Source organism: Embleya australiensis, from assembly GCF_051903075.1.
Lineage (GTDB): Bacteria > Actinomycetota > Actinomycetes > Streptomycetales > Streptomycetaceae > Embleya.
Genome location: NZ_CP182423.1, coordinates 2683399 through 2700033 on the forward strand (window position 1 = coordinate 2683399; position 16635 = coordinate 2700033).

4 protein-coding genes are annotated in these 16635 nt (G+C 73.6%); all 4 read left to right on the forward strand.

The genetic code is table 11. From position 1 onward, the window contains the following. The first annotated feature begins 85 nt into the window (after window positions 1-85). From ACMXN5_RS41895 to ACMXN5_RS41910, 4 genes are read left to right on the forward strand one after another with little or no spacing between them, the layout of a single operon-like run. Window positions 86-8239 (forward strand): amino acid adenylation domain-containing protein, encoded by an 8154-nt coding sequence (locus ACMXN5_RS41895; protein WP_439680118.1) that lies wholly within the window; start codon window positions 86-88, stop codon window positions 8237-8239. Beyond that, window positions 8232-15614, forward strand: a complete 7383-nt coding sequence (locus ACMXN5_RS41900) for an amino acid adenylation domain-containing protein (RefSeq protein ID WP_439680119.1) — start codon at window positions 8232-8234, stop codon at window positions 15612-15614. The genes ACMXN5_RS41895 and ACMXN5_RS41900 overlap by 8 nt, the downstream gene beginning before the upstream one ends. Continuing rightward, entirely contained in the window at window positions 15614-16372 is a 759-nt protein-coding gene (locus tag ACMXN5_RS41905) for an aspartate/glutamate racemase family protein (RefSeq protein ID WP_439680120.1), read from the forward strand. The genes ACMXN5_RS41900 and ACMXN5_RS41905 overlap by 1 nt, the downstream gene beginning before the upstream one ends. After that, complete coding sequence (locus ACMXN5_RS41910; RefSeq protein WP_380032525.1) at window positions 16369-16629, forward strand: MbtH family protein; 261 nt, start codon at window positions 16369-16371, stop codon at window positions 16627-16629. Before ACMXN5_RS41905 ends, ACMXN5_RS41910 begins: the two co-directional genes overlap by 4 nt. Window positions 16630-16635 lie beyond the last annotated feature (6 nt).

The following is a 16635-nucleotide window of genomic DNA, read 5'->3' on the forward strand; positions in this document are numbered from 1 at the left end:
CCCTGAATCCACCGAGCACACGCGTATGCGCACGTCGGCCCCGGGCATCCCGTCCCGGGCCCGGATCGGCGATGGGAGAACTGCGTTGTCGCACGCCTCGCGGGAACCGGACGATCACGCGTCGCGGGAACCGGACGACCTGGTGGGGGTGTTCGCGGCGCGCGTCGCCGAACACCCGGACGCGACCGCGATCACCTGCGCGGAGCGGGTGGTCGACTACCGCGAACTCGACGAATCCTCCGACGCGGTACGCCGGTTCCTGGAGGCTCGCGGTGCGGACACCCATCTGGTCGACGACTGCGAGGTGTGCGGGCCGGAACTGGCCGACGAGGCGCCGGTCGGCGTGTTCATGGACCGGGGCGTCGACGTCGTCGCCGCCATGGTCGGCACGGTCAAGGCGGGACGCCCCTATGTACCACTGGACATCCGCTCGCCGGCGGCCCGGTTGCGGCTGATCCTGGACGAGTGCGGTATCGGCCTCGTCCTGGTGGACACCGCCGAACGGGCGGCGCGGGTCCGCGAGTTCTGCGCCGAGTGGGTGGACGTGGTGTGCTTCGCGGACGCCGTGGCGCCGCCGGGGCCCGTGGCGACCGTACCCGTCTCGCCGCCCGGATCCATGGCGGAGGGACCCGCGCGCCCTCGATCGCCGCGTCGGCTCGCGTACGTGATCCACACCTCCGGCTCCACCGGCGTGCCCAAGGGCGTCGAGGTCGAACACCGCGACCTGGTCGCGTTCGCGGCCGATCCGTGCTGGTCGGACGGACTGGACCGGCGGGTGCTCCAGTATTCGCCGCTGGCGTTCGACGCGTCGGTGTTCGAGATCTGGATGCCGCTGCTTCGCGGCGGCCGGGTGGTGGTGGCCCCGCCCGGCGAGGTGGACGCGGGCGTGGTCGCGCGCCTGATCAAGGAGGAGGGCGTCACCTGCGCGTTCGTCACGACCTCCCTGTTCAACGTGATGGTCGAGCAGGATCCGGCGGTCTTCGCGGGCATCGGCCAGGTGTGGATGGGCGGCGAGGCGGCCTCCCCGCTCGCCGTCTCGCGCGCGTTGCGGGCGGGCGGTGCGGGCACCGTGGTCAACGTCTACGGGCCCACCGAGGGCACCATCTTCGCCGCGTTCCATGTGCCGACCGAGCCGGTGGGAGCGCCCGTGCCGATCGGCTCGGCGATGGCGGGCGTGCGCACCTACGTCGTGGACGAGCGGCTGGACCCGGTCGAGACCGGAGCGGACGGCGAACTGTGCCTGGGCGGGCGGGGCGTCGCGCGCGGTTACCGGGGCCGCCCCGGGATCACCGCCGACCGGTTCGTACCCGACCCGTTCGCCGGCGGCGGCGCGCGGATGTACCGCACCGGCGACATCGTGCGCCGGCGGCCGGACGGCCTGCTCGAATTCGTCGGCCGCCGCGACCGCCAGGTCAAGGTACGCGGCTTCCGCATCGAACTCGGCGAGATCGAGAGCCGCCTCGTCCTGCGCCCCGACGTCGCGGGCGCCGCGGTGCTGGCCGTGCCGGACGCACACGGCGACAAGACGATCGTCGCCTACCTGGTCCCACGCCGGGACACTTCGACCGGCGACGCGAACCCGAGGCCCGGCGACCCGGGTTGGGGTCGGTCGGTGTTGGGGGAGTTGGCCGCCACCCTGCCCGCCTACATGGTGCCGACGGACTGTGTGGTTCTGGATGCCCTGCCGCTGACGCCCAACGGGAAGGTGGACTCGGCCGCGCTACCCGCCCCGACGCACGCCGTCGACGGCCGTGCACCGCGTTCGGCCGTCGAGGAACTGCTGTGCGAGGTGTTCGCCGACCTGCTCGGCCTCGACCGGGTCGGCATCGACGACAACTTCATCGAACTCGGCGGCCACTCGCTGCTCGCGACCCGTGCGGTCGCCCGGATCGCCGCCGCCGGAGCCGGACTCCTGCGGGTGGTCGACGTGTTCGAGGCGCCGACCCCGGCCGCACTCGCACTCCGGCTGGACGCGGCGGCCCAGGCCCGGACCGCCGAACGCCCGCCGCCGGCCCCCCGGCCACGCCCCGACGTCATCCCGCTGTCCTTCGCCCAGCGGCGGTTGTGGCTGGTCAACCGCCTGGAGGGCAGCGCCAACCCGGACTACCACATCCCGCTGCTGTTCCGCCTGCACACCGAGCCCGACCTCGGAGCCCTGCGGGCCGCGCTGCGCGATGTGATCGAACGTCACGAGAGTCTGCGCACGGTCTTCCCGGTACAACACGACGACGTACCGCACCAACACATCCTCGACATCGACGAGTTCGGGGTGCGTATCCCCGTCACCGACTGTGCGGCCGACGCCGTGGACGCGGAGATCACCCGCGCCGCGCGGGCGCCGTTCGACCTGACCACCCGGCTGCCGATCCGGGCCGAGCTGATCCGAACCCCGCACGAGAGCCTGCTGCTCGTGGTGGTCCACCACATCAGCGCCGACGGCTGGTCGCTCACCACGCTCACCCGCGACCTCGGCCGGGCCTACGCCGCCCGAATCCGCGGCACCCGGCCCGACATCCCGCCGCTGCCGCTGCAATACCGCGACTACGCCGCGTGGCAGCGTGAACACCTGGGCGACGAGAACGACCCGGACAGTCCGCTGGGCAGACAACTCGCCTACTGGACGGAGCGGTTGGCCGATGCCCCGGCCGGACTGACGCTGCCCACCGATCGTCCGCGCCCGATCGTGGCCGGTCACGCGGGCGACGTGCACGCCTTCGAACTACCCGCCGACCTGTGCACGGCCCTGGACGACCTGGCCCGCTCCGCGCACACCACGCTGTTCGTCGCGCTGCACGCCGGCCTGGCCGGCCTGCTCACCCGACTCGGCGCGGGCGAGGACATCGTGGTGGGCAGCCCCATCGCGGGCCGCGCGGACGCCGTCCTCGACGACCTGATCGGCTTCTTCGTCAACACCGTGGTGCTGCGCACGGACACCTCCGGCGACCCCACCTTCGCCGAACTCCTCGCCAGGGTGGACCGGTCCTGGCTACCCGCCTACGCGCACCAGGACGTCCCGTTCGACCTGCTCGTCGAGAAACTCAACCCGGTCCGCAGCCTGTCCCGGCACCCGATCTTCCAGGTCTCGCTCGGCCTGCTGAACACCCCCGACGCGATCACCGGACTGCCCGGACTGGCCGACCCGTGGACCCTGGCCAACACCCGATCCGCCAAGTTCGACCTCGCGTTCCACCTCTTCCCGCACCGCACCGAGACGGGCCGCCCGGACCGCATCGACGCCACCGTGGAGTACGCCACCGACCTGTTCGACCGGGACACCGTCCGGCGCATGGCCGACCGACTGGTCCGCCTCCTGCGCGAGGCCGTCGCCCACCCGCACCGCCCGCTCGGCGCGCTCACCATCCTAGACGACGCCGAACTCGCGGACCTGCGCCCGACCGAGCCGGCCGCCCACCCGGAACACGACACCCTGACCGCCGCCTTCCACGCCCGGGTCGCCGCACACCCCGAGGCGTCGGCCGTCGGCGAAGACGTGCTGACGTACCGAGAGTTGGCCCAACGCGCCAGGGCCCTCGCGGATGGCCTGAACGACGTCGACGCACCCGTCGCGCTGCTCCTGGAACCCGGCGTCGAGGCGGTGACCGCGACCGTCGGCGTGATCGAGGCCGGCGGGACGTACGTGCCGCTCGACCCGGACCTGCCCGACCAGCGCCTGGCCACGATCCTCGCCGACAGCGGCGCCGGCACCGTACTGGTCGACCACCCCGAGCGGGCGGCACGGGTCCGCGCCCTGGTCGGCCCCGAAACCCGTGTCCTGCGGGTGGCCGACACGATCCACGCGGGGGCGGCGGCACCCACCGGCTCGGCGCCCGTCGAGATCGACCCCGACCGGATCGCCTGCATCGCCTATACGAGCGACTCCACCGGCGCCCTCGTCGGCGTGTGCACGAGCCACCGCGACCTGCTCACCGCCCCGGACCACCCGGGCGAGCCGATCCTGCGCGCCTCCGGACCCACCGACGAGGACGGCCCGTATCCGCTGTGGGCCCGGCTGCTGCGCGGTGTCGGCATGGACACCGTGCGCGAACCGGATCCTCCGGCCGCACCGGCCGCCGGTGGCCCCAGAGCCCGGCTCGTGGACGAGACCGGCACCCTCGTCGGCATCGGCATGATCGGCGAACTGTGCCTGGCCGAACCCGGGATCGCGTCCGGCTACCTGGGCCGACCCGCACTCACCGCCGAGCGCTTCGTCCCCGACCCGTACGGCCCACCCGGGTCGCGGATGTACCGCACCGGCGACCTCTTCCACCGCCGCGCCGACGGCAGCGCGGACCACGTGGGCCGCCGCGACCGGCAACTGCGCCAGGGTGGACGGCGGATCGAGCCCGCCGAGATCGAGGCGGCGCTGACCGAACACGCCGGGGTGGCCGAGGCCGTGGTGGTGCGCCGCGACGACGAACACCTCGGCGAGATCCTGGTCGGCTACCTGGTGCCGGCCCCCAGCCACACGGAACTCGGCGACGCACTCGTCGCGTTCCTGGCCGATCGGCTGCCCGCGCACCTGGTGCCGGCCGCCCTGGTCCCGCTGCCCGCCCTCCCGCGCACCGCGTCCGGCACCGTTGACGAGGCGGCGCTGCCCGCGCTCGACCTCGCCGACCCCTCCCGCCCCCCGCGCACGGCCGAGGAACGGGCCCTGTGCGCGCTGTACGCCCGCACCCTCGACGTGCCCGAAGTGCGCCTCGATGACAGCTTCTTCGAACTCGGCGGAAACTCCCTGGCGGCGATCCGCCTCGTCGGCCGGCTGCGCGCGGACCACACGATCGAGGTGCCGGTCAAGAACGTCTTCCGCCACCCGACGCCCGCCGCGTTCCTGGCCGGGCTGCCCACCGAGGCACGGCTCCGGCTCACCGGGCCCGATCACGACCGCGACGCCGATGAGCACACCATCCCGCGCACCACCACCGCCGACGACCTCGTGCCGCTGTCTTTCGCCCAGCGCCGATTGTGGTTCCTCGACCAACTCTGGCCGAACCGACCGGACTACAACCTGCCCGTCGCCTTGCGCCTGACCGGCCCGCTGGACCCGGATCGGCTGCGCACCGCGCTCACCGGGCTGGTCGCCCGGCACGACATCCTCCGCACCCGCTATGTGCTCCGCGACGACGAGGCACACCAACTCGTCGAACCTGCCGCGCCGATCGTGCCGCGCGAGCTCGACCTGCGCACACTGCCGATCGAGCAGGCGCTGCCCGCCGCCGACGCGGCGATCGCCGACGACCTCGGCCGCCCGTTCGACCTCGCCGCCGCACCTCCGTTGCGCACGCTGCTGGTTCGGTTGGCCGACGACGACCACATCCTCTTCCTGGTCGTACACCACATCGCCACCGACGGCTGGTCCAGCGAGGTGTTGTGCCGCGAACTGGCCGACCGATACCGGCTGGGCGCGCGGCACGAACCGGACCCGCCGGCACTGCGCTACGCCGACTACGCGGCCTGGGAGAGCGGCGCGGCGGCGGACCCGGCCCGGCGGGCCCAGGCCGACTACTGGCGCAGCCACCTGGCCGGACTGACCTCGGTGGAACTGCCCGGCGACCGCCCGCGGCCGCCCGTCATGTCCGGCCGGGGCGAGCAGTTCGACTTCGAGATTCCCGCCGACCTGCGCCGCCGACTCCTCGACCTGAGCCGGACACACGAGAGCACGCCGTTCATCACCCTGCTCACCGCCTTCCAGGTGCTCGTCGCGCGGCGCACCGGGGTCCGCGACATCGCCGTCGGCACCCCCGTCGCCGGGCGCGGCCGCCCCGAACTCGACGGTCTGATCGGTCTGTTCGTCAACACATTGGTCCTGCGTGCCGATCTCGATCCCGCACTGGGCTTCGCCGACCTGATCGCCCGCACCCGCGCCGACGCGGCCGCGGCCTACTCGCACCAGGACCTGCCGTTCGAGCAACTCGTCGACGAACTGAGGCCGGAGCGCGACCTCGGCCGCAACCCGCTGTTCCAGCTGATGTTCTCGATGGCGGACGTCAACCCCGCCCCCGCCGACTGGGGGGAACTCGGGGTCGCACCGCACCCGGTGCCGTTCCGCGCCGCCAAGCTCGACCTGGAGATCGCCGTCGCCGAGCGAGGGGACACGTATCTGGGCAGCGTCTACTACGCCACCGACCTGTTCGACCCCGCCACGATCGAACGGCTGGCCCGCGACTATGTCCAGCTCCTCGCGGCGCTGGTCGAGCGACCGCACGCGCCGGTGGGCGGCCTCGGCCGGCAAGCCCGCCTCGGGGCGCCCGACGCCCTCGGGTCCGCGCCCGACCGGGCCGAGGCCCTCACGCCCCCCGCGACCGGCGATGCCCGGCATGCGGCTGCGGGCGACCCCGAGGCCGGCGCCTCGCCGTATGTCCGATGGAACGACACCGCCGTCGACCACGACCTCGACCACTGCCTGCACGACCTGTTCACCCGGCAGGCCCGCCGCACCCCGCACACCGCGGCCGTGATCGCCGGGCGGGAGGCCCTCGACTACGCAGAACTCGACCGCCGCGCCAACCGATTCGCGCACCGGCTCGTGGCACACGGCGTCCGCCCCGGCCTTCCGGTCGGCCTGCGCCTGGACCGGGGCTCGGACCTGGCCGTCGCGCTGCTCGGGATCCTCAAGGCAGGCGGCGCCTACCTACCGCTCGACCCCGACCTGCCCCCGGCCCGCGCCCGACAACTCCTCGACGAGGCGGGCACGGACATCTGCGTGGTCGACGCCTCGGCGGGCGACGCGCTGCCGGCCGACGCCGGGATCCGTACCATCACGGTCGACTCGACCGCACCCGACGCCCGGTCGGAGGTCCCGCCCGACGCCCGGTCGGACACCCCGCCCGACGTCCGTGTCGACCCCGACGACCTGGTCTCGATCTACTACACCTCCGGCTCGACCGGTAAGCCCAAGGGCGTGGCCAACCCGCACCGGGGCTGGGTCAACCGCATGTGGTGGATGCACCGCCGCCACGGTCTGGCCGTCGGCGACCGGGTGTTGCACAAGACGGTGCTCAGCTTCGACGACTCCGCGGTGGAGCTGTTCTGGCCGTGGCTGGTCGGCGGCACCGTGGTCATGCTCGAACCCGGCCTGCACCGCGACCCCCGGGAGATTCTGCGCGCGGCCGTCGAACACGAGGTCGCGGTGCTCCAGTTCGTCCCCAGCATGCTCGGCCTGTTCCTCGACGAACTCGATGCCGTCGGGCCCGTGGGACTCGACCGGCTGCGGGTCGTGGTCTCCAGCGGCGAGGCGTTGCGCCCGGACCTGGTGGCCCGCTTCCGAACGCATCTGGACGCGCGGGGTGCCCGGTTGCACAACCAGTGGGGCCCGACCGAGGCATCCATCGACGCCACCCACCACGTCTGCGGCCCCGAGGACGCGAAAGCCGACACGGTGCCGATCGGCCTGCCCCTGGACAACTACAGGGTGCACGTCCTGGACGCCGACCTGCGGCCGGTCCCGGTCGGCGTCGAGGGGGAACTGCACGTCGGTGGACCGGGTTTGGCGCGCGGCTACTGGAACGACCCGCGGCGCACCGCCGAGGCGTTCGTACCCGACCCGGACGTCCCGGGGGAGCGGCTGTACCGGACCGGCGACCGGGCGATCCGCCGCCCGGACGGCGAACTGCTGTTCCTGGGCCGGGTCGACCATCAGGTCAAGATTCGCGGCATCCGGGTCGAACTCGGGGAGATCGAGGCCATGTTGGTCGCACACCCGGACATCGCCGATGCGGTGGTCACCAAGTGGGAGCCCACGCCCGGCGACCACCGTCTGCTCGCCTACCTCGTGGCCGCCGCCGGCACCCGCCCCGAGCCCGAACACGTACGCGCCTATCTGGGCGAACGGCTGCCGCCGTATCTGGTGCCCACCCGCCTGACCCTGCTGGACGCACTGCCGCTGAGCCCGAACGGCAAGGTGGACCGCAAACGACTGCCCGCACCGGACCGGGACGCCCGACCGGCCCCGTCACCCGGCCCGATCCGCGCCCCCGAGACCGACGCGGAACTCCTGGTCGCCGAGGTCTGGGCGCAATTCCTGGCCGCCGACGACGCCGACGCCAACTTTTTCGCCCTGGGGGGTCATTCGCTTCTGGCCACCCGGATCGTCTCCCGACTGCGCCGCGCCCTGGACGCGGAACTGCCGCTGGTGCTGCTCTTCGAGCATCCGACGATCGCGGGGTTCGCCGCCGCCATCGAGGCCGAACTGCTCGGCGAACCGACCGACGGCGACATGCCCGCCGGGGGCTGCGATGACTGAGCGGACCGGTGCGCGTGACCCGCGCCTGGTGGAACGACTGCGCGCGGCCCGGGCGCGGCTGGCCGGTCCCGGGCCCGATTCGTCGGACACGTACTCGGGATCGTTGCCCCGGCGTCCGGCCGACGCCCCGATCGTGGCCTCGTTCGAGCAGGAACGGGTCTGGCTGGTCGACCGCGTCCTGGGCCGGGCCCCGGAATACAACGTGCCGCAATGCATGTGGTTCCGGGACGAGTTCGACCCGGACGCGTTCGGCCGGGCACTCACCGCGCTGGTCGCCCGGTACGAGGTATTGCGGACCGTCTTCACCGAGGTCGACGGCCTGCCCCGGCCCGTGCTCCGTCCCGCGGGCCCGGTGTCGATCGAGACGGTCGACGGCACCGAACTCGGCGACCCGGCCGACCCCGACGCCCTGCGCCGCCTCGCCCGAAGGGTCGCCGGCCTCGCCGACCGGCCGTTCGACCTGGCCGGCGAACTGCCCCTGCGCGCGGCCGTGCTGCGCTGCGTCGACCGTTCCGCGCTGGTGCTGCTGACGGTGCACCACATCGCCACCGATGGGCCGGCCATGGCCCGGACCTGGGACGAACTGGCACGTCTCTACGCCGCCGCCCGCGCCCGCCGGCCGCTGCCCGAGGATCCGCCGGCCCGGCAGTACACCGACTTCGCCGCCTGGCAGCGCGCCCGCGCCGCCGAGACCGAGACCGCCGACCTGCGCTACTGGGCCGAACGACTGGCCGGGCTGCCCGAACTCACGCTGCCCACCGACCATCCCCGGCCCGCCGCGAGCGAGCGCGCCGGCGCCGAGGTGCGCTTCACCCTGCCCACCGCGACCGTCGATCGGGTGCGCGCGTTGTCCGTACGACACGGCGCGACGCCGTTCATGACCCTGCTCGCCGGCTTCAAGGCGCAACTCGCCCTGCTCGGCGGGCAGACCGACATCGCGGTCGGCACCCCGGTCGCCGGGCGGGATCGCCCCGAGCTGGAGGCGATGCTCGGCACGTTCGTGAACACCGTGGTGCTGCGCACCGAACTGGCCGACTCGCCGAGCTTCGTCGACCTGATCGGTCGGGTCCGCGAGACCGCGCTCGGCGCGTACGCCCACCAGCGCCTGCCCTTCGCGCACCTGGTCGAACACCTCCACCCCCGCCGTGACCTGAGCCGAAACCCGCTGTTCCAGGTGCTGTTCGCACACCAGCACGAGTCCGCGCCGGATGCGCAAACCCGGTCGGGCCCGCGCCTGCGTCCCGTGCCGCTGCCGGTCACCACATCGAAGTTCGACCTCGCGCTCACCCTGACCGAGGCCGGGCCCGAAGCCCCGATCACCGGATCGATCGTCTTCGACCCGGATCTCTTCGAGTCCGCGACCATCCATCGCCTGGCCGCCGGTTACATCCGCCTCATGCACACGGCCACCGCCTACCCGGACCTGCCCCCCGCCCGGCTTCCGCTCGCCGACCCGGCCGAATTGGCCACCCTCGTCCACGAGTGGGGACGCGGCGAGGTCCGCGACCCGGACGGCGCCACGCTGCCCGAACTGATCGCCGAGCAGGCCCGACGCACCCCGGAGGCGATCGCGCTCGGCTGCGGCGAGCGTACGGTGAGCTACGCCGAACTGATGGGCCAAGCCGACCGGTTGGCCGCCCGGCTCGAAGCCCTGGGCCTGCCGCCCGAGGGTGTGGTCGCGGTCTGCCTGGACCGTTCCGTGGACCTGGTCATCGCGCTGCTCGGCGTGCTGCGCGCGGGCGGAAGTTACCTGCCGATCGACCCGAGCCACGCCACGGCCCGAATCGGCGCCCTCCTCGCGGACAGCGAGACCCGACTGGTACTCACCCACGCCGCCACCGCGCGGACCATGCCCTGGGCCGACTTCGGGGTGCCGGTGCTCGACCTCGACACCGTCCCCGACCACGCGGCGGCCCCGCGCCCGACCGCCGCCGCACCCGACCCGGACCAGGTGGCCTACCTGATCCACACCTCCGGCTCCACCGGTCGGCCCAAGGGTGTCATGGTGACCCACCGGGGCGTGGCCAACGTCGCCCGGGACATGATCGAACGCCTGTCCCTGGACGGATCGTCCGTGGTCGGCGCGCTGACCACCGTCTCGTTCGATATCGCGGTGCTGGAACTGCTCGTCCCGCTCGCGGCCGGCGCCCGGGTCCAGGTGCTCCCGCAGGCGGTGCTCACGGACGGCGGCCGGCTCGGCGCCGCGCTGACCGACGCCGGCGCCACCGTGGTCCAGGCCACCCCCGCCGGCTGGGCGATGTTGCTGGACGCGGGCTGGCCCGGCGGCGAGATCCGGGCGCTGTGCGGCGGCGAGGCACTGCCGGGACCGCTCGCCGAGCGCATCCGTGCACGGGTGGCGCGCCTGTGGAACGTGTACGGCCCGACCGAAACCACCATCTGGTCCGCCGCACACCTCGTGGAGTACACCCCCGCCACGCCCGGCGTGGGCACCCCCGACCCGGCCGCCCCACCGCTCGGCCGCCCGCTGCTGAACACGTCGCTGTACGTGCTCGACAACCGTCTCGCCGTCGTGCCCATCGGCGTGGTCGGCGAGCTGTACATCGGCGGCCTCGGTCTGGCGCGCGGCTACGCCGCCGACCCCGGCCGGACCGCCGAGCGGCTGCTGCCCGATCCGTTCGCGGCGGGCGCCGGCCGTGCCGGGGCCCGGATGTACCGCACCGGTGACCTGGTCCGCTACCGCCCCGACGGCCGGCTGCACTTCCTCGGCCGGGCCGACCACCAGGTCAAGATCCGGGGCCATCGCATCGAGCCCGGCGAGATCGAGGCCCGCCTGCTGGCCCACCCCGACATCACCCGTGCGGCGGTGCGGGTGCACGGCGAGGGGCTGGACCGCGTGCTCGTCGGCTACCTGGTGCGCCGCGCCGGCCACGACGACCGGGACCCCGGCGTGCTCGCCCGGGAGTGGTTGCGGGAGAGCCTGCCGGAATACCTGGTGCCGCCGCTGATCGTCGAACTCGACGAGTTGCCGCTGACGCCGAACGGCAAGCTCGACCGCCGCGCGCTGCCCGACCCGCCCCCACCCCGGACGAGCGCCGCGTATGTCGCGCCCGTCGGCGAGCGGGAGTCGCGGATCGCCGAGGTGTGGGCGCGGGTCCTGGACGTCGAACGGGTCGGCGCGCACGACGACTTCTTCGCACTGGGCGGGCACTCGCTGCGCGCGGCGCGCCTGGTTGCCGCGCTACGCGAGGAGTTGGCGGTGGAGGCGCCCGTGCGACTGGTCTTCGACCGGCCCACGGTGCGCGAGTTCGCCGCCGCGCTCGACCCGGAGCGGCCCGTCGAGCGCATCCCTCGGCGCGCCGAACCGGGCCCGGCGCCGCTGTCGTTCCTCCAGCGGCGACTGTGGTTCCTGGACCGGCTGCGCCCGGATCGCGCCGACTACAACGTGGCGTCCGTGCTGCGGCTGCGCGGCAGGGTGGACCCGGCCCTGCTGCGTCGGGCCGTCGAGGGGGTCCTGACCCGACACGACGTGCTGCGCGGGCGGTTCACGGCCGGCCCCGACGGCCCCGTACAGGTGACCGACCCGGTGTGGGCGCCGTGGGACGAGGTGTACGACCCGGGTACGGCGGATCCGGGCGACGCGGAAGCGGCGGCGCTCGCCGAGGCGCGGCGGCGCTGCGCCGAGCCGTTCGACCTGGCGCGCGGGCCGCTGTTCCGGGCCACGCCGATCCGGATCGGCGCCGAGGACCACCTGTTGGTGGTGGTCATGCACCACGCGGTGGTCGACGGTTGGTCGTTGCCGCTGTTCTGGGCGGAGGTCGGTGCCGGGTATCGGGCGCTCGCCGGGTTCGAGTCCGGATCCGGGTCGGTATCGGCGTCGGTATCGATGCCGCCCGAGCCTGCTCGACCGCCGCTGCAATATGCCGACTTCGCCGCGTGGGAGCGTGCCGACACCACCCGAGGCGCGGCTGATCTCGCCTATTGGCGCGAGAAGTTGGCCGGAGCGACCGCCACCGAGATCCCCGGCGACCGACGCCGACCGGCGATGTTCGACGAGAAGGGCGCCTCGGTCGACTTCGAGCTGCCGGAGACTGTCGCGCGGCGTACGGCCGAGGTGGCGCGCGAGCTGGGGGCCACGCCGTTTGTGATCCTGTGCGCCGCGTTCGCGGTCACCGCGGCCCGGCTCTCCGGGAGTACGGACGTCGTGCTCGGGTCCCCGACGGCGGGTCGCGGTCGCCAGTATCCCGAACTGGCCGATGCAATTGGCCCGTTCGTCAACACCCTGGTACTCCGAACGTACGCCGGGGAGGAGCGCGCGTTCGCGGACCTGGTGCGCGAGGTGCGGGCCACCGTCCTGGACGCGACCGCGCATCAGGACCTGCCGTTCGAGCGGTTGGTGGAGGAGCTGCGGCCGGAGCGCGAACTGAGCCGACACCCGCTGTTCCAGATCATGTTCGCGCTCGACCGGGACGAGGCCGATGCGCTTGACCTGCCCGGGGTGCGAACCGAATCCGTACGGGTCCCGCATCACAGCGCGAAGTTCGACCTCGCCCTGACCCTCACCGAACGCCCCGACGGCACGTTGACCGGTTCGCTGGCCTACGCCACGGCGCTCTACGACCCCACGACCGCGCACGGCATCGCGGACACCTTCCGGCGTGTGCTCACCACGGCCCTCGCCCGCCCGGACGGCTCGACGGCGGGACCCGAACTGCTCGATCCGGCCGCCGCACAAGGCCTGTTGCCGATCGACGCGCCCACCGGGTCCCAGGACGCCTGCCTGCACACCCTGGTCGCCGCCCGCGCCGCCGAACGGCCGACGGCCCCGGCCCTGGAGTTCGGCGAACAGGTGGTCACCTACGCCGGGTTGGACCGGCGCGCGAACGGCCTGGCCCGGCGGCTGCGGGCGGCCGGCGCCCGGCCCGGCGTATTCGTCGCCGTGCTGCTGCCCCGGTCGATCGAGCTGGTCGTGGGCCTGCTCGCGGTGTTCCGGACCGGCGCCGCCGCCGTACCGCTCGACCCGAGCCAACCCGACGAGCGCATCCGGCTGTTGCTGACCCACGCGGGTGCGTCCCTGGTGCTGACCGACGAGGCGTCACCGACCGGCGACGCGACGGACCGGTTCGCCGGGTCGGCGGTGGTGTCCGCGTCGACCATCGAGGCCGACAACCCTCCGGATTCCCCCGCCGGCCCGGCGGACCTCGCCTACGTGACCTTCACCTCCGGCTCCACCGGCCTGCCCAAGGCGGTGCCCACCACCCACGCGGCGGCGAGCCGGTATCTCCGCCTGCTCGCCGCCGAGTTCGAGATCGGCGCCGAGGACACCGTGCTCCAGGTGGCCGCCGTCTCCTTCGACGCGGCGATCCGGGACATCTTCGGCACCCTCGCCGCCGGCGCCCGCCTGGTGCTGCCGGCCGACGAACACGCACGCGCCCCGAGGGCGATTCTGACCACGGTCGACCGGTGCGCGGTGACGGCGCTGTTGTCCGTGGTGCCGTCGCTGCTGGGGGTGTTGACCGCGGTCGCCGACGGCGATGCCGACGCCGCGCCCGCCGCGAGCCGGTTGCGGCTGATTCTGCTCAGCGGCGAGGAGCCGAGCGCGGAGGTGTTGCGCCGGGTGCGCCGGCTGGGCACCGGGATCGTGGTGGTCAACCAGTACGGGCCCACCGAGTGCACCATGACGTCCACGTTCCGACGCATCACCGACGCCGACCTCGACGCCGGGTCGATCCCGATCGGCGCGCCGCTGCCCGGCACCCGGGCACTGGTCCTGGACGCCGCCGGTCGGCCGCTGCCCACCGGCGCGATCGGCGAACTCTACCTGGGCGGCCCGGGTGTCTCGATCGGTTACCCGGGCGCGCCGGCCGCCACCGCCGAGCGTTTCCTGCCGGACCCGTACGGGCCGCCCGGCAGCCGCTGGTACCGCACCGGGGACCTGGCCCGGGTCGACTTCCATGGCCGGCTGATCTTCCACGGCCGCCGAGACGACCAGGTCAAGGTGCGCGGCGTGCGGGTGGAACCCGGCGAGGTCGAGGCCGCGTTGCTGACCCGCCCGGAGGTACGCGCGGCGGCCGTGGTGGCGCACCGGGGGCCGGACGGCGCCGAGTTGGTGGCCTACGTGGTCGGCGCCGCCGGACGGCCCGACCTGCGCGCGCTGCGCCGGGCGATCGCCGACGTACTGCCCGAGCACCTGCGCCCGGGCCACTACGTCGCACTCGACGCGCTGCCCACCACCGCGCACGGCAAACTCGACCGCCGGGCCCTGGCCGCCCGCCCGCCGGCGCCCGAACCGCATTCCGGCGAGGCGGTGGTGACGCCGCGCAACCGGGCCGAGATGCGGCTCCTGGGCGTGTGGGAGGAGGTGCTCGGTCGGGCCCCGATCGGCGTGCATCAGGACTTCTTCGAACTCGGCGGCCATTCGCTCAAGGCGGTCGAACTGGTCGAGACGATCCGCCGCCGGACCGGCCTGGACCTGCCGCTGCACACCCTCTTCCGCAACCCCACCATCGAACGGCTGGCCGCCGCCGCGACCGCCCTGGCCGAGCCCTCGCCCGACGGACCCGACCTGGTGGTCCCGCTCGGCGACGAACACCTGCCCGGACCACCGCTGTTCCTGGTACACCCGCAGTCCGGCGACGTGTGCTGCTACGTGCACCTGGTTCGCGAACTCGGCGACTGGCGGCCGGTCTACGGGATCGAGGCGATCGGGTACAGCAGCGACACCGCCCCGCTGACCGACCTGGGGGAGATGGCGCGGCGCTACGTCGAGGAGGTCCGCAAGGTCGCCCCGAACGGCCCCTATCTGCTGGCGGGTTGGTCCTTCGGCGGCAACGTCGTGGTGGAGATGGCCGCGCTCCTGGAGGCCGCCGGCGAGGCGGTCGCGTTCGTCGGGGTGATCGACGCCCGCGCGTTCGGCGAGGACGAGGTCGAGGAGTGGTACGCGAACACCGGCGAACTGGCTCGATTCGGCATCACCCAGGGCCTGACCCGCTCCGGGCTGAGCCGGGCCGACGACGACGCGGTGCTCACCCTGCTGGCCGGACACCTCACCGCGCGGGACCGGCTGTCCCGCTACGCCGACGCCGGCACGCTGCGCCGGATGATCGATGTGTTCACCGCGAACGGGCGTGCCGCCGAGGGCCATCACTCCACCACCCGGGTGCGCGCCCCGCTGCACCTGTTCACCGCGAGCGAGCGGCACCCGACGCTGACCAACCCAGCCGTGGTGCCCGCGAGTTGGGGTCGACGTACGCATGCCGCGCTGCATGTGGTGCCGGTGCCGGGCACCCACCACGACCTGGCCAACCCGCCGCACGTGCCCGAGTTCGCCCGGCTGCTGCGCATCGGCGTGGACACCGCGCTGTGTCCCGACGGCCCCGCCGGATCGGCATCGTTCCCCGAGGAGGCTGGGCCTTGATGAAACGCATCGGCATCGTCGGCGGCGTCGGTCCGCTCGCGTCCGTGTACTTCTACGAACGCCTGCTGCGCCTGTCCGGCGCGAGCGACGACGCCGACTACCCGGCGGCGGTGTTGGTCTCCGAACCGATGCCCAGCCGGATCGAGCACCTGCTCGGGCGGGGTGAGAGCCCGCTGCCGCAACTGCTCGATACGGTGGAGCGGTTGGAGCGTGCCGGGGCGGACGCGATCGCCATCCCCTCGGCGACCACACACGCCTACCGGACCGAGCTGTGCGACGCGGTCGGCGTACCCGTCTTCGACCTGCTCGCCGAGACCGGTGTCGCGCTGCGCCGCCGCCGGCTGCGTCGGCCGCTGCTGCTGGCCACCGAGGCGACGGCCGAACTGCGCCTGTACGAGCCGCACCTGGCGCCCGACACGATCGCCCGCTACCCGGACGCGGCCCGTCAGGCGGAGACCGACGACTTCATCGATCGGGTCAAGCGCGGTGACCCCGTCGAGGCGCTGCGCGGGGAGTTCGCCCGCTGGATCGAGGGCCTGCTGCCGCGCCGGACGGGTGATCCGGACTGCGTCGTGCTGGCCTGTACCGAACTGTCGGTGATCGCCCCGGCCCGGGCGGGCCGCGTCCCGGTCGTGGACGTGACCGACGTGTTGGCACGGGCGATCCTCGTCCCCGGAGATATCCCCTCGCGACCGGTGCGACCGGCCGCCACTTCATCGGAAACGCAACACAACGTGATGAGCGGAGAACAACCATGACGGTCGAGGACACCCGTTGGTCGGTCGTGATCAACGACGAGGAGCAGTACTCGATCTGGGCGGTCGGCCGCGATGTGCCGGTCGGTTGGCGGATCGTGCGGGTGGACGGCGTCGACGTCGAGGGGTCCCGGGAGGACTGCCTCGCCCACATCGAACGGGTGTGGACCGACATGCGTCCCAAGAGCCTGCGTGACCGGCTCGCCCGGCGGGCCGAGGCCGAGGCGCGGCAGTCCGCCGCGCGCCCGTCGGCGAGCTGAGCGGAA